This is a genomic window from Bacteroides neonati (assembly GCF_000499785.1).
In the GTDB taxonomy this organism is placed as follows: Bacteria; Bacteroidota; Bacteroidia; order Bacteroidales; family Bacteroidaceae; genus Bacteroides; species Bacteroides neonati.
The window spans coordinates 1,359,055-1,375,996 of record NZ_HG726020.1 but is presented as its reverse complement, the minus strand read 5'-3'; the positions used below and the strand labels follow the sequence as shown (position 1 = coordinate 1,375,996).

8 protein-coding genes are annotated in these 16,942 nt (G+C 44.6%); 6 read left to right on the top strand and 2 right to left on the bottom strand.

Going from position 1 to position 16,942, the window contains the following annotated elements; all coding sequences use genetic code 11:
* Window positions 1-534 precede the first annotated feature (534 nt).
* From TY03_RS08655 to TY03_RS08640, 4 genes are all read left to right on the top strand, one after another.
* A complete protein-coding gene (locus TY03_RS08655; protein WP_230201927.1) occupies window positions 535-1,833 on the top strand; it encodes a DUF3440 domain-containing protein in 1,299 nt (432 codons plus the stop codon).
* Window positions 1,826-2,353 carry an IbrB-like domain-containing protein gene (locus TY03_RS08650; RefSeq protein ID WP_042368948.1) on the top strand — a complete coding sequence of 176 codons (528 nt, stop codon included), beginning with the start codon at window positions 1,826-1,828 and terminating at the stop codon, window positions 2,351-2,353. The genes TY03_RS08655 and TY03_RS08650 overlap by 8 nt, the downstream gene beginning before the upstream one ends.
* A gap of 178 nt (window positions 2,354-2,531) precedes the next feature.
* Window positions 2,532-3,464 carry a UDP-glucuronic acid decarboxylase family protein gene (locus TY03_RS08645; protein WP_042369349.1) on the top strand — a complete coding sequence of 311 codons (933 nt, stop codon included), beginning with the start codon at window positions 2,532-2,534 and terminating at the stop codon, window positions 3,462-3,464.
* A 28-nt stretch (window positions 3,465-3,492) separates the two neighbouring features.
* Window positions 3,493-4,620, top strand: coding sequence for an ATP-binding response regulator (locus TY03_RS08640; RefSeq protein ID WP_042368947.1), 1,128 nt, complete (start codon window positions 3,493-3,495; stop codon window positions 4,618-4,620).
* 107 nt (window positions 4,621-4,727) lie between these two features.
* Here the strand turns inward: TY03_RS08640 and TY03_RS08635 are convergent, their stop codons facing one another.
* Window positions 4,728-7,589: a PD-(D/E)XK nuclease family protein gene (locus tag TY03_RS08635; protein ID WP_042368946.1), complete on the bottom strand. Its 2,862-nt coding sequence runs from the start codon at window positions 7,587-7,589 to the stop codon at window positions 4,728-4,730.
* The gene (locus TY03_RS08630; RefSeq protein ID WP_042368944.1) at window positions 7,586-10,774 is read right to left on the bottom strand and encodes a UvrD-helicase domain-containing protein; all 3,189 of its coding nucleotides are present in this window, start codon (window positions 10,772-10,774) and stop codon (window positions 7,586-7,588) included. Before TY03_RS08630 ends, TY03_RS08635 begins: the two co-directional genes overlap by 4 nt.
* Window positions 10,775-10,966: 192 nt before the next feature.
* On the opposite strand from TY03_RS08630, the gene TY03_RS08625 reads away from it, so the two are divergent.
* Both TY03_RS08625 and TY03_RS08620 read left to right on the top strand, forming a co-directional pair.
* Entirely contained in the window at window positions 10,967-13,603 is a 2,637-nt protein-coding gene (locus TY03_RS08625; protein ID WP_042368942.1) for a zinc-dependent metalloprotease, read from the top strand.
* Window positions 13,604-13,630: 27 nt separating this feature from the next.
* Window positions 13,631-16,927 carry a SusC/RagA family TonB-linked outer membrane protein gene (locus TY03_RS08620; protein WP_042368940.1) on the top strand — a complete coding sequence of 1,099 codons (3,297 nt, stop codon included), beginning with the start codon at window positions 13,631-13,633 and terminating at the stop codon, window positions 16,925-16,927.
* The last annotated feature ends 15 nt before the right edge of the window (window positions 16,928-16,942 follow it).

Below are 16,942 nucleotides of genomic sequence, written 5' to 3'. Positions count from 1 at the left end.
AGAAAAAAGATTGTTTAGTTCAGGAAAATTGATAAAAAAAGAAAAGCCTTTTTGGCTTTTCTGATGTAGCGGCGAGAAGTTCTTGTGAAAAGAATTTGCTCGTTTTTTTTTGTAATATACTTCTTACATCATGCCTTGCTTTTCCACTCGTTTACGTTTGAATAAATAGCTTCTAGTATCTGTTTACCAAAGTTAGAATTAAATAACTTTCGCATTTCGTGAAATGTAATGGCTGATAAAATTAGTTGTTTTTTTATTCTTACTTGATATGACTCTAATTTAAAGGTATAAGCATTGAACTTTATTATAATAAATTCAGAAGCAGATAGAGATAGAATCGGTTTTACTAATTATTTGTTGTTCAATAATTTATTCTTTTTCTGCGATAACTCTTCAAATAGTGATTTTAGGTGAAATATTTGCTTCATATAAAACTGTTAGTCTTCCTTTTTTTGTTATTTTTGCCTCGTAGCCTACAACAGTGTAGCTAAGTTGCGCATTAACTACATCTGACACACGCAGAAAAGCATGAAAATGAAAAACCACACAGATAAGAATGTATATGAGTTGTCGCAAGAAAGGTTGCGTATCATCTTTAATGAGTTTGATAATATATGTGTTTCTTTTTCGGGAGGAAAAGATAGTGGAGTATTGTTGAACTTATGTATTGATTATATTCGCCGCCATCGGTTGAATGTACGCCTTAATGTGTTTCATATGGATTATGAGATACAGTATAAAATGACAATTGATTATATCGATCGTATTTTGAAAGAGCATAGCGATATACTGAATGTTTATCGTATCTGCGTTCCTTTTCGTGTACCCACTTGTACTTCCATGTATCAGACATTTTGGCGTCCTTGGGAAGATAGTAAGCAAGATCTCTGGGTGCGTCAGATGCCCGGGAACTGTATGACTAAGGTTGATTTTGATTTTTATACCCCGGCTATGTGGGATTATGACTTTCAAAAGCATTTTGCCGAATGGTTGCATAAGAAACATGGTGCCGTACGTACTTGTTTTCTGGTCGGTATTCGCACGCAAGAGAGTTTCAATCGTTGGCGAGCCGTTTATCTGGGTCGTAAATACCAAACCTATCATACATACCGCTGGACGTCAAAAATAGGACTCGATATCTATAATGCTTATCCCATATTTGACTGGAAGACAACTGATATCTGGACTGCCAACGGGAAGTTTCAATGGGATTATAATCATCTTTACGATCTCTATTATATGGCAGGTGTCAATCTTGAGCGCCAACGTGTGGCCAGCCCTTTTATTGGCGAGGCGCAAGAAAGCCTCTCGCTATATCGGGCTATTGATCCTGATACGTGGGGAAGGATGCTAGGGCGGGTCAATGGAGTTAACTTTACGGCTATTTATGGTGGTACTCATGTTATGGGGTGGCAAACTGTCAAAATTCCCGAAGGATACTCCTGGCGTGAGTTTATGTACTTTTTACTATCGACACTGCCCGAAAGTATTCGCAACAAATACTTGCGTAAATTATCAGTTAGCATTCGTTTTTGGCGAACTAGGGGAGGATGTTTAAGTGATGATACAATTCAGAAATTGGTTGAAGCACAAATCCCCATCAAGATAATGAGCGAAAGTAACTATAAAACGACGAAGAAGCCCGTTTGTATGGAGTATCAAGATGATATTAATATTCCAGAGTTTCGCGAACTACCTACGTATAATAGAATGTGCATCTGTATTCTGAAGAATGATCATGTCTGTAAATACATGGGGTTTTCACTTACGAAAGAAGAAAAAGAAATACAGAATCAGATTATGAAACAATACAAAAAGATAACACATGAATAATCCAATGAAAAGTCCGGTGTATAATGTGAAGGCTGTGCCGGTCGAAAAAGTATTTGCTAATGAATACAATCCGAATGTAGTGGCTCCTACCGAGATGAAGCTTCTGGAGCTTTCTATCTGGACGGATGGTTTCACGATGCCTTGTGTTTGCTACTATGATAAAGAAACCGATCGCTATATTCTGGTAGACGGATTTCATCGTTATACCGTTTTGAAAAATTCAAGGCGTCTTTACGATCGAGAAAATGGATTGCTTCCCGTAGTTGTTATTGATAAGGACTTATCGAATAGAATGAGTTCGACGATTCGTCATAATAGAGCCCGGGGCACTCACAATGTGGAGTTGATGTGTCACATTGTTGCCGAATTAACTAGGGCAGGTATGTCCGACCAATGGATTATGAAAAACATAGGTATGGATCGCGATGAATTGTTAAGATTAAAGCAAATATCCGGTTTGGCCGATTTGTTTTCTAACTGCGAGTTTAGCGTACCGGATACGAATAGCCAACAACTGTAGAACAACGGATTTTTTCTATTTGATTCCCGCTCTTTGGATAATTTGACTAATTGTGTATTATCCTCGAAATAATTGATTCAGATGTTTTGATATTTTAAGCAAATCGGTTACATTTGCCAAAAGATATGTGAGATGATTTGGGAAGGTCTTTGTGTGACTTAATAAATATAGATGAATGATGAAGAGAATTTTAGTAAGTGGCGGTGCTGGTTTCATTGGTTCGCATCTATGTATGCGGTTAATTGATGAAGGACATTATGTTATTTGTCTTGATAATCTTTTTACAGGATCAATGAGAAATATTAGTAGCTTGATTGAAAGCGAACGTTTTGAGTTTGTTAATCACGATGTTACATTGCCTTATCATACAGAGGTTGATGAAATCTATAATCTGGCTTGTCCAGCTTCTCCAATTCATTATCAGTATGATGCGATTAAAACCATCAAAACATCTGTATTGGGTGCTATGAATATGTTGGGGCTGGCTTTACGGCAGAATGCCAAGATATTGCAGGCCTCAACTAGCGAGATATACGGCGACCCGATTATCCATCCGCAACCTGAGAGCTACTGGGGCAATGTGAACCCCATTGGTTTTCGTTCTTGTTATGATGAAGGTAAGCGCTGTGCCGAAACTTTATTTATGGACTATTATCGCCAAAACCATGTTCGGATCAAGATTATTCGTATTTTTAACACTTATGGCCCCCGAATGTTGCCTGATGATGGAAGAGTCGTTTCCAACTTAATTGTTCAGGCATTACAAAATAATGATATTACGATCTATGGAACAGGAGGTCAAACACGAAGCTTCCAATACATAGACGATTTGATTGAAGGGATGATTCGTATGATGAATACCGGTGATGATTTTATCGGACCGGTCAATATTGGTAACCCGCATGAGTTTTCTATCTTGGAGCTGGCCGAAAAGGTGATTAAGCTCACTCATTCTCAATCAAATATCGTATTCAAACCACTACCACACGATGATCCTAAGCAACGAAAGCCCGATATTGCATTGGCTATGGAAAAGTTAAACTGGAAACCTACGGTTGAACTTGATGAAGGACTCGTACATATGATTGACTTCTTTAAAAATAATTTATAGGAATAAATTAAAGCTATACTAAACAAAGATAAACATGGAAATAAATCCCTCAGAATATAAGGTTCTTATTGTTGATGATGTGATGTCAAATGTGTTATTACTTAAAGTGCTACTGACAAACGAGAAATTTGCGACAATAACAGCCAACAATGGATACGAAGCGCTAGAGCGCGTAAGAGAAGATAAACCCGATTTGGTTCTGTTGGACGTAATGATGCCCGACATGAGTGGATTTGAGGTTGCTGCCAAGCTGAAAAATGACCCCTTAACAGCCGAGGTACCTATTATCTTTCTAACTGCTCTTAATAGTACCGCTGATATTGTAAAAGGGTTTCAGGTGGGTGGAAATGATTTTATTTCCAAGCCATTCAATAAAGAGGAGTTGATTATCCGTGTGACGCATCAGATTTCGCTCGTTGCAGCCAAACGCATTATCTTGGCGCAAACCGAAGAGCTTCAAAAAACAATTATTGGTCGTGATAAACTTTATTCGGTCATTGCACACGATCTTCGCTCGCCGATAGGCTCTATCAAGATGGTCTTGAATATGCTGATCCTTAATCTACCTAGTTCTACTATTGGTAGTGAAATGTACGAACTGCTAACGATGGCCAATCAAACGACAGAAGACGTTTTTGCACTACTTGATAATTTACTGAAGTGGACAAAGAGTCAGATAGGCAAGCTAAAGGTAGTGTATCAGGATATTGATATGGTTGAGGTGCTTGAGGGCGTTACCGAGATATTTACTATGGTGGCCGGATTAAAGAAAATTGAGATTCGTCTTAATGCTCCCGATCATTTGCAGGTATATGCTGATATTGATATGGTTAAAACAGTTATTCGCAACTTACTGAGCAATGCAATTAAGTTTAGTAACGAAGAAACTGAAGTAATAGTGACTCTGAAAGAGGAAGATGGAATGGCTATTGTCAGTGTAAAGGATAATGGATGTGGTATTGATGAGCAAAATCAAAAGAAATTATTGCATACAGATACGCACTTCAGTACTTTTGGAACGAATAATGAAGAGGGATCGGGGCTAGGCTTACTCCTTTGCCAGAATTTTGTTATTAAGAATGGCGGCTCACTGTGGTTTGTTTCTGAGAAAGGACAAGGGTCTACTTTCTATTTCTCTATTCCCTTGAAAAAATAAATACCTCCAGCCGAGAAGAGGTACTTTCTACTTAATAGACAAAAAGCCCTTGTTCATTCTTCTTTATGAACAAGGGCTTTTTGTTTCTTGGTCGAAGATGCGTACCGCTACTTCCGGCACAGTGCCTTGAAATCGCAATACTCGCACGCTTTCGTATTCTCCGTTTGTGTGAAAGGTTCTTCCGGATTGTATATTTCTTCCAGTAGTGTGTGTAGTCTGTTTCTAAACTCAGTTTCCAGTATGGTAAAGTTATCGACCGGTAGTTTCGGCTGACGCGGTTCGCCCATCTCTACTACGGGTGAGTAGCTCTCGGAAGCGGCACGATGAATATAGAGTAGGGCAGGAGCTACCTTTAGCGATTGTTGGCTACTCATGATGGCCGCATACAGAAACGTCTGGAAGATGTAATTAGGTCGTCCCTCGGCGGGAGTGAAGAGTTGCTCCACGTTGGCCGGAGTTTTGGGACTTCCTCCTGTTTTATAGTCTACGATGCGCAGGGTATCGTTTTTGCTGTCCAATCGGTCGATAGTACCTCCTATCTTCAGGCGCAGATCACCTTCCGGGGTGGAGATCGAAATCTCCTCCTCAACGTGTTCTTCCATACCTATCATCCGGAATGGCGCATACTGCAAATCATTGCGGAGCAGCTGTCGCAGGTACGATGTAATGACCTTCGAATTGATGAGTTGCAACCCGTTGTATTCCGGTTTCTCGTGTGGGGGTACATGAAAAAATTCTTTCTTAAAAGCAGTGTCTACATAGCTTTGCAGTTGCACATCGTTGCGCAATAAGCGTTCGAGGTCTTCTTTTCTTATCTCTTCATTATAGGCGGTCAGCTCGGTATAAGCCAATTCGGCTGCTTTGTGAAAGATCGTTCCAAACAGTGCCGAATCAATATCGGCACTCACCTCATCAGGCGTTTTCAGTCGTGCTACATACCGGAAATAGAACCGTAAACGGCAGTCGAGATACGCATTGAGTGCCGAAGGAGAAAGCACTGCTTCGGGGTTCAACGTGATATCGTATGAGCGACGCAGACGGTCGAGAATTGTTGGTGTCTTCTCGATACGGATTTCGGTAGTGCTTTGTGGTGACTGCCCTGCTTCGAGGTACTCACGGCTGATGTCATGCTCCCATTCCAATAAGAATTGTAGCATAAAGCGTGACCATTCACCGCGGTTCAGTCCGTCGGACGAGGTATTATACATCAGTGTAATACTCTCTGCCCGTTGAATCAACCGATAGAAGTAGTAGGCATACACCGCGTTTTTGTGCTCGATGGTAGTCATACCGAATGCTTTGCGCAGGTTGTAAGGGATGAACGACGAGTCGCCGCTTCCCTTGGGCAGTTGCCCTTCGTTGAGCGATAGCAGAATCAGGTTCTTGAAATCGAGGTTACGTGTTTCAAGTACTCCCATTACTTGCATGCCGATAGCCGGTTCACCATGAAACGGAATATTGGCTACGGTCAATATCTTATTCAGCAATCGTTTGAGCGTGTCGATACGTATTTCCAACTCTCCGCTTTCGATCAAGCTCAGCAACCGGTTTACCATCGTATAGCTCTTGAAGAGCGACTCGCGGTAAAGCTGATTGAATATGTCGTCGTGCTCCTCTTTTTGTCTGTACAGAACCGATACCTCTTTCAATAGGTCGATGAGGTAAGCACATAGTTGGCGGTTACCATTGTGCGGAGTGAAGAGTAGCGTTAGGAAATCATCCTTCTTCAGTTCGCTCGGAAGCGGATAGAAGCGATTGGTCAGGGTCAGTTCCCGTTCCAATACCTCTGCCTGAGTAGAGATTTGGCGGGTATAGGGATGCTTCAAAACGGCCTGCACCGCCTGGTACGTATACCGTCCGGTATCGGAGCGATAGCCATTGGTTTGCAGTTCCAGTACGGCATTGACAAAGCTATACACTGGAGTTTGTGCCAGTGGAAATCCCATTGTGATATTGACATTCTGCACTTCGGAAGGAATGGAGTGCAGTACGGGGAGTAGTAATGCTTCGTTGCAAAGCACGATAGCGTTCTCCTTCTCATTGTCCGTGAGGTGCTCGCGCACCCACTGCGGCAAGTAACGCGCCTGTGCATTTTCGGTTGGCGAAGAGATGAACCGTACCTGCTTGGGGTGACGCAGGCTGTCGAAATAACTACCGGGCAGCTCGTTGGGAAATAACAACAGGTTGCGGTTGATGAACTCGCCTGCCTCGTGCCTAAACTCCTTGCGGTGTGTATAGAACACATCGTAATCCCAGTAAAACATCGCTTTGCCCGCATCGCGCAGTTGTGTAAAGAAAGCTGTTTCTACCTTATTCAACACATTGAAGCCGACAAAGACATATTTATCATACTTCAAGGTGTCGGTGTCGAGCTGCTCAATTACGTTGCGATACAGCATTCCTTCGTAGGCAATACCCCGAGCGGCGAGGTTCTCGCGATAGCGGTGATAGATATCGCCCAGTTTATCCCAAAGTGAGATGAATTTTTCTTTCAGTTCCGTACGGCGTTCGATAGAGAAATTCTGAAAGAACTGACGGATGGCAGCCTCTTGTTCTTCATCGAGAAAGTCGAATCCCTCCATGATGCTTTTTAGCTCTTGCAGGTTGCTGAACAGTCTGTCTGCCTCTACCAGGTTTTTATCGGCATCATCAAAATCGCTGATAAGCAATTCGCCCCAGAAGTAGAAATCATCCAGCGACTCTTCACTCCCGGTTTCTGCACGAAATACCGTGTATAGTTCGCATACCAGACGGATAGGGTCGCCTAATTTCTGTTGCGATAACTGTTGAAACAGATCACTGATGCTGACGTATGCCGGCGACCATAAAGGGTGTTCCGACTCGCCTGCCAGGTGTTCGTTAAAGAACAGGCTCGCTCGTTTGTTGGGAAACACAATGGCTATACGTGATAAATCGTTGCCTATCTTATTGTAAAGGTCGTGGGCGACCAGTTGGAGAAATGTTTTCATACCTGTTCTATTGTTTCGTCTTTCACATACCACAAGTGTCCTGTGATGTTTTTATATCCCATTTGTCGAAGCAGTTCAATATATCCCTGCACCTGTTTGTTGTACTTCTTGTTTGGCTTTCCAAACTTAAAGTCGACCACTATGACCTCATCGTCTTTCATCATTACCCGGTCGGGGCGACGGGTTTGCAAGAGTCCGTTTTCGCGGTAAATGATGGCACATTCGTTGAATAACTGCCATTCGCCCGAATACCAATGCTTCACCTGTGGCAGTGCAAAGGCTTTGTATGTCAGACTGCGTATCTTATCGGCCTTTTCCTGATTACCGATGATACCCTCGAACACCAATCGGTCAATGGCCGGATCGATATCCGCTTCGGTTTCAATCACCGAGAAGAGCGTATGCAGCAAGCGTCCCTCGTTGATGAATCGGTCGTCAGACTCCTCCTCGTCAATTCCTTGAATGAAATCCGCCGATCGGTTCGACTGCCTGAACTCAATATCGTGGCGCATCGACTCCATGCTGATCGGTAGCTTCCGCTGTTTCTGCGTTAGCTTATTGGTCGAGGTGTTTTCCTTCTCCGGTTCGGAAGGGCAAATGGTGCCTTGTTCATAGGTTTTCTCCTCGTCATATTCGCGGTGTTCATTGCTGGCAATGGCCGACAGGGCATTGGATAAAAGCTCGGACATGGTTCCTTTCTGATTCTTCTTCGTCCACACAATCAGGTTTTTACCCGCTCGTGTAAAGGCTACATAAAGCAGGTTGAGGTTATCGACCCACAGTTGCAGGCGTTCGTGCAAGTAGTCATCGTGATACACCGATTGGTTCATCTGTGCCGAATAGTTTACCGGAACGATGTCCAATTCATTAAACGGTGCCTGAGTGGGTACGCACCACACCAATTGATTATTCGTTTCATTCTCCATCTTCCAGTCGCAGAAGGGTAGGAGGACGGTGTGAAACTCCAACCCTTTCGATTTGTGAATGGAGAAGATGCGGATACCTTCCAGTTCGCCGCTGGGAATGGTTTTACGGCAGAGTGTTTCGTCCCAGAAGCGGATGAAGCTATCCAGATCCGACGAATTGCTTTGCAGGTAATCAGTTACTGCATCGAAGAAAGCAAAGAGATACGCATCCTGATCGGCTATGCTGTTCATCTCGAAAAGGGTAAATAACTCTTCGAGTAGTTCATAAAGCGGCATCAGGCGCAAAGTGCTTAGTTGCTCGGTGAATGCGACAGGTAAATAATGCTCTGTAGCTCCTGTCAGTATGGTATCTATATCGGATGGAGTGGTATCTGTAGGCGTTCTTTTTATCTTTAGCTCGTAGTTGAGCATGAGTTGTGCTTTAGCAATCCGGTTTTCGGGGTTCGACAAATAGCGCAACCCATCCATCATCATGCAGATGGCCAAAGATGCATCCAGCCTGAACGCTTCGTCGGACACGATTTTGAAGTGAAGCTCCTTATCGAAATAGTCTGCAATACGCGGAATAGTCTTATTCTTACGCACCAATATGGCGATGTCGTTCAGTTTCACTCCCGCTTCGAGTAGTTGTTCTACCTCGTTGCCCAAAGCGATCAAGGTTTGCTCTGTGTAATCATGCTCTTCGTCGGGTTCGAGGAAAGAGACTTTGACACACCCTTTGCTTTCCGATTTGGGCGACTCCTGCTCTACATCGGCATACGCCCTTTGCAGTGCTTCGCAATCGGTGTCTAATTGTTGGCGGTAAAGCTCGTTCAGGTACTGAACCGCTTCCGTAAATACTTGGTTGTTGAAGTGAATCACGTTCGTTTCGCTTCGTCGGTTGGTTTTGAGGGTCTCCACCCGGATGGGGAAATGTTCTATCCGGTCGTTCAGCCCATTCAGGATACCCCAGTCGCCATTTCGCCATCGATAGATCGACTGTTTTACATCGCCTACAATCAGGCTGTCGGCTCCTTGCGATAATCCTTCGAGCAGCAATAGCTTGAAGTTTCCCCATTGCATGCGGCTGGTGTCTTGAAACTCATCGATCATCACGTTGTGAATATTGGCACCGATCTTTTCGAACACGAAAGAGGAGTCGCCATCCTTGACCAACTGGTGCAGCAACGCGTTGGTATCCGATAGCAGGAAGCGGTTGTTCTCTTTGTTAAGTTGGCGTACCTCTTCGTCTATATTGGCCAATAGTTGCACCTTGTTGAGGTGTTGCAAGGAGAGTCGGCAACTGTTTACGATCTTATTGTTGCGCGGACGCAACTCTTCGGCATCTTGTAGCAGAGGCATAAGGATCGACGAGGCTAGCAACAAAATGTCAGTATAGCGTTTGGAGCTTTTGGCAGCCCAGTTGCTTTCGTCTTCGAGGCATTTCTCGACGGTTACATTGACAATATCATCGCTCAACTGTCCGTTTTGTAGTTTTTTGAAATAGCTGGCAATGCCTCTGCTTCCATTCTTTAAATCACCGGGTTGCAGTTGCTGGCTGGCCAGGATACTTTCCAGTTGCTCATTAAATCCTTGCATCTGCTCCAAAGCCGCCGCTTCGAGTTCGCGCAGTTCCTTGCGGTAATTACGTATGGTGTTGGGGTCGCGCAAACGCTCCCGCAGTTCGTTTCCTTGTTCTATATACCCTTCATCGAATATGTTTCGTCCAAAACTCTTTACTTCGTCCGATACGTTCCAACGTTTGTCGTCGGCTATGCGTTCGTCAATATAATCGAGCAACCAAGCCAGTACGGGCGAGGTCGGACCAAGTTTCTCGATCATACTGTCAACCGCATCGCTCAACACCTCGGTGTTGTTTAGTTCGATGTTGAGGTTGGGGCTAAGTTCGAGTTCGCGTGCAAGATTGCGCATGACCGATTGAAAAAACGAGTCGATCGTCTCTACGCGAAAGCGGCTATAGTCGTGGAGCATATAGCTTAAGGCCAGTCCGGCAGCTTGGCGTACCTCGTCTGCACTCTTTCCCGTTTCGTCCATGATGCGTGCCAGATAAGCCTCCGAATCTTTGTCTGCCACTCGTATTCCATAGAGCTGGCTAAGGATGCGTTCTTTCATCTCGGCAGTGGCTTTATTCGTAAAGGTTACTGCCAGTATTTGTTGATAAGCACGTGGGTTTAGGATCAATAACTTGATATATTCTACGGCCAATGTAAAGGTTTTACCTGATCCGGCAGAGGCTTTATAAACTAAAAGTTCACTCATATATGGAGTCTGTTTTATATAGAATTGTTTTAATGCAAAGATAGCGATTTATCACAAATACCTCGCTATAAAATCGAAAAAACGTCAAAATGACGAACGATTTGCCACTTATATCGATAGTTTTACTATCTTTGCGAACATTTTGTTCAATAGTGTAGAATTTAGGTATTAGAGTAAAAAGATAACAATTTGATGAGATTTAAAACAATCCTGCTTACCACAGTGGTTACCGGCACGATGATGTGCGGACCAAATGTGTATTTGTATGCCGGACAATCAACACCCCACACAGCGGGCTTGTTCGGTAAGAAGAAAAAAAAGAGTGATTCAAAAGACAGTATTCCATCCAAGACCGACTATGAGAAATTGACTGGAGGCGATGCCATTCTTCGAAAAGGTATGTTTAATATATACCAGAAGAAGAATGACTATTACTTCGAGGTTCCTGCTCGTCTGCTTGGGCGTGATATGTTGGTCGTAAACAAACTGCAACGTGTTCCTTCCGAGTTGAATGAGGCCGGTGTGAATCGTGGTACCAACTACGAAAACCAGATGGTGCGCTTTGAACTGGATCGTGCTACGGGTAAGTTGCTTATTCGTCAGAGCCGTCCGTTGCCTTTGTCACCTGCCAATGACGCTATTAGCCGGTCGGTGAAAGATAACTTTATCTCGCCGCTTATTGCCGGATTCAAGATCGAAGCATGGAACAATGATTCGACTGCAATGGTCGTTAAGGTAACCGACATTTACGATGGTACGGAAACGAGTATCAACAACGTCTTTACCAATATCAATCTGGGCACGTCGTCTATTAAAAACTTGTCTCGCATTCTCTCCATTAAGACATTCGAAAACAACGTGGTAGCCACCTCGGAACTCACTACGAAAGTAACTGAGGGCACAACCAGTGTATACGTTACCGTAGAGGTAAGCTCTTCTCTGTTGTTGTTGCCTGAGCATCCTATGGCCGGCCGACTGGATAATCCTCGTGTGGGTTATTTCACCAATCCGTTGCTTAGCTTTAGCGACGGACAGCAACGCGTGAAGAAGCAAGACTTCATCACCCGCTGGCGTTTAGAACCCAAACCCGAAGATCGCGAAGCCTATTTGCGTGGCGAACTGGTCGAACCGCAGAAACCCATTGTGTTCTATATTGAGAACTCTACACCTTATCGTTGGCGTAAATACATCAAACAAGGTATCGAAGATTGGCAGGTAGCTTTCGAACGTGCAGGCTTTAAAAATGCCATTCAGGCACGCGAAATAACCGACAGCATGAGCATTGATATGGACGATGTGAATTACTCCGTTCTAACCTATGCAGCATCCGCCAAAGCCAATGCTATGGGCCCATCTATCCTCGATCCCCGTTCGGGCGAGATACTGGAAGCCGACATTATGTGGTGGCACAATGTGTTGTCGATGCTTCAGGAATGGATTACCGTACAAACTGGTACGGTGCGTCCCGATGCCCGTAAAACGGAATTGCCCGATGAGTTGATGGGAGATGCCATGCGTTTCGTCGCTTGCCATGAGGTAGGGCATTCGCTGGGTCTACGTCATAACATGATGGGATCATGGGCTTTCCCTACCGACTCGCTCCGTTCCAAGACGTTTACCGATAAGATGAACTCTACGTCTTCATCGATCATGGATTACGCCCGTTTCAATTATGTGGCTCAGCCTGGTGATGGGGTTACTGCCCTTTCGCCCAACATCGGTCCTTACGATATGTTTGCCATTGAGTACGGTTACCGTTGGTACGGTAAGGAGACACCCGAAGACGAGAAGAAAGCATTGCATGACTTGCTTAGCCGTCACACGGATCGCCTTTATAAATATAGCGAAGCACAGGACGTACGCGATGCGGTAGATCCCCGTGCCCAAAACGAAGACTTGGGTGATGATGCCATCCGCTCTTCGCAACTGGGCATTGCCAACCTTAAGCGTATTGTGCCTCAGATTATTCAATGGACCACCACGGGCGAACCGGGACAAACGTACGAAGAGGCTTCTCGCCTGTACTATGCCGTTATCAACCAGTGGAACAATTACCTTTACCACGTACTGACCAACATTGGCGGTATGTATCTGGAGAATACCGTTGTAGGCGATGGAACCAAAACCTATACGTTTGTAGAGCGCGAACGCCAGCAAGCTGCTTTGCAGTTTTTGCTCGATGAGGTATTGACCTATCCTACTTGGTTGTTCGATACTGAGGTAGGCGAATACACCTATTTGCTGCGCAACACTCCGCTAGGCGTAATCGAAAACGCACCGACGCAGGTATTGAAGAATGCACAATCGTATATTCTTTGGGATTTGCTGGGCAACAACCGTTTGATGCGTATGCTCGAAAACGAGTCGGTCAACGGTAAGAAAGCATTCACTGCTGTCGAACTGATGGATGGTTTGCACCGTCGTATTTTCGCTACTACCGAACGTGGAGCCTTGCCCGATGTGATGACTCGTGCCTTGCAAAAGAATTTTGTTGATGCCCTCATTACTGCCGCAGCAGAAACCGAAGGGGTGAAGATCAACAAGAAACTCGCCGATAGCCATTTCTTGCTCGACCATCAGACACCTTTGTGTAGTTGCGACGAACACGCTCATCGTTCTGCATCGGCCGACCGTATGGGAGCTCGTCGAGAACTGAACTTCTACGGTTCACAGATCAGCCGCGTATCAGATGCCATTTCGGTAAAACGTGGCGAGCTGTTGCGTGTGAAGGACTTGCTACAAAGCCGTCTTGGTACTACAGACGTGGCTACAAAGTACCACTATAAAGATATGATTCTGCGCATCAATACCGCGTTGGGTCTAAAGTAAAAATCACTTAATAAACCATATTAACGAATGAAAAAACATTTCATCCTTCTTTTTCTCGCCCTTATGGGAACCTTTTTCTCTGCCGTGGCCGCTGGTCGCACTGTGCAGGGAGTAGTTCTCTCGGCCGAGGATAACCTGCCGTTAATCGGTGCTACGGTCTATGTATTGGCCGATGATATAAAGAAAACCGGAAGCGCCTCTAGTGCAACAGGCGTTATCACCGATATCGATGGTAAGTTTACCATCACCCTTCCCGATGGCATTACCCGTTTCTATTGTAGCTATGTTGGTTTCGATGCCCTCGAAGTAAAGTTGATACCGGGCAAGAATAGCTATCAGGTTACCCTACACCCCTCGGCTCATATGCTCGATGCGGTAGTGGTAACCGGTTATCAAACCGTAGAGCGTCGCAAGCTAACGGCAGCCGTATCGAAACTGGAGATATCGGACAATGTATTGGGTGGTGTGAAAAGCATTGACCAGGCATTGGCCGGACAAGTAGCCGGACTTTCGGTGAATAGTATCTCGGGTGCTCCCGGTGCTCCTGCAAAGATCCGTATTCGTGGTACGGCTTCGCTCAACGGCACACAAGACCCCTTGTGGGTACTCGATGGTATTCCACTCGAAGGTACCGATATTCCTAAAATGGACAATTTAAATGATGTGACCAATATGCGTCAATCCTCTATCGCCGGCTTGAACCCTGCCGATATTGAGAATATCACTGTCTTGAAAGATGCTGCTGCAACTGCAATTTATGGTGCTCGTGCTGCCAATGGTGTGATCGTTATTACCACTAAAAGTGGTAAAGCAGGCAAGCCTCAAATATCTTTCTCGGCCAAGATGACTTATACTCCTACGTTGGATATCAGCCGCTTGAACCTACTCACTGCCGAAGAAAAAGTCGGTCTTGAACTCGATATGATCCAAGGTGGATATTCGCCGGAGAATAAAAAGGGAGGGGTTAACCACATTCTTGTAGGCTACAAAGAATTGGATACCTTTAAGAAGAACGGTTGGGATGCGTTGAGTGCCAATGCACAACGTGATATCAACAACCTCAAAGGTATCAATACCGATTGGAATGACATTCTGTTTCAGGATGCATTCAACCAAGAGTACAACGTGAATCTGTCGGGTGGTACCGAAAAGGTGACCTATTATACCTCGGTAGGTTATATGAAAGAGAACGGCAATGTGCCGGGTGTAAGCATGGATCGTTTCAACATTGTAGGTAAAACCTCTTATAAGGTAAACCGAATGTTGAAACTGGGTGCTTCGTTGTTTGCCAACCGACGCAACAACTCTACATATATGACCGATAAATACGGATTGAATAATCCATTGATGTATTCGCGCAAGGCCAATCCTTACCAATTGCCTTTCGATGCAGATGGTAACTATGTATACGATTTCGATATTCAGAATACAACGGATAACGATTTGCCTTTCAATATTTTTGAAGAGCGACGCAATACAACCAACGAAGAAACCATCAATTCGTTCTCTTCTATTTTCGATGCCGAGTTGCGTTTCAATGATAAGTTGAAGCTTATCTCTCAGTTGGGTTTGCAGTTAGATAAAACTTCTAAGCAGCAGATTGCCGACAAGGATAGTTACACGATGCGTTCGGATATGAAGAGCAGTAAGTATACCGATAAGGTAAACGGTGGATACAAATACTTCCTGCCCGAAGGTGGTCAGCAGAAGTCATACGAAAACAGCAACTCTCAAATTACTTGGAAAGCGATGGGAGAGTACCGCGATAGCTTCAAAGATATTCACGAGCTCGAAGTAATGGTCGGTTCCGAATTACGCAAAACATGGTACGAAACACTGATGGCTGCTACCTATGGATTCGATCGTAAGACGTTGACTTCTAAACCGGTTATCTTCCCCGACGAAACACAGGCTAAGAAGTTTCCTCTTTATAGCCGCACATACAAGGAGAATGCATACGCATCGTTCTTCTCAACCGCTTCTTACTCGTTGATGAATCGGTATACCTTGGGTGGAAGTATCCGTTTCGACGGTTCCGATCTCTTTGGTGTCGATAAGAAATACCGCTTTCTGCCTCTCTACTCTGTAAGTGCTTTGTGGCGTGTTTCTCAAGAGCCGTTTATGAAAGAGGTTCGTTGGGTCGATAACTTCGTGCTGCGTACGTCGTATGGTTTGCAGGGAAATATCGATAAGAATACTTCGCCTTTCTTATTGGGTAATTACAGTGTCGAAAGTATCTTGCCTGGTGGATCGGAAGATATGATCAATATCAATGGAGCCCCCAATGCCAAGTTACGTTGGGAGAAGACACATTCGTACAACGCCGGGTTTGACCTTGCTATATTGAATCAAGCGATCAACTTAAGTGTTGACTACTATTATCGCAAAGGTGTCGATTTGATTGGATCGAAAATGCTTCCGCTCGAAACCGGATTCGTTTCTACTGCCATCAACTGGGCAAGTATGAGCAATGAAGGTATAGAGGTGGCAATGACTACCCGCAACATCACCACCAAGAATTTCTCGTGGTACACCAACTTGAACTTCGCTTACAACAAGAACACCGTACTGAAGGAGACATTGAGTGAGAACTCGATGATACCCGGTCGCGAAGGTCGTCCCGTAGGTGCACTTTATGCACTCAAAACGGCCGGACTCGATGACGAAGGCTACCTGAGATACTACAACAAAGAAGGTGAAATCGTATCGGGCAAAGAGTTCTTCAAATTGGTAGAGTGGGGCTTTGGCGAGTCGGAACTGACTACGCAAGAGCACCGCGACTTGTACACGTATGTAGGTTCGACCGATGCACCTTATACCGGTGGATTGATCAATACCTTTACCTATAAGAACTGGGAGCTGAGTGCGAATCTTTCTTTCAACTTCGGAGGATATGTGCGCACTACACCTTCGTACAATATCATCAATCACGATTTAGGACAAAACTCCAATCGCGATGTACTCGACCGCTGGACACCCACGAATACCGATACCAAGTTTCCGGCTATGATTACATCCAACGATCGTTTGGATGAGTATATGTTCTACGACCGCCAAGACGCCTACAGCGCGTATCGCAACCTCGATATCTGGATCAAGAAGGTGAACTATATGCGCCTTCAAAATCTGCGTCTGGGCTATCGTCTACCCGAGAAGGTAAGTCGTATGTTGGGTATGAATACTGCTTCTTTGGCAGTCGAAGGACGTAACCTGTTTGTATTTGGTTCTAACTATAACAACTTCCTCGACCCCGAGTCGATGGGCAATACGTATGCTGCGCCTATGCCCAAATCGGTGACTTTTAGCTTGAACCTGAGTTTTTAATTATTTAATGGATAA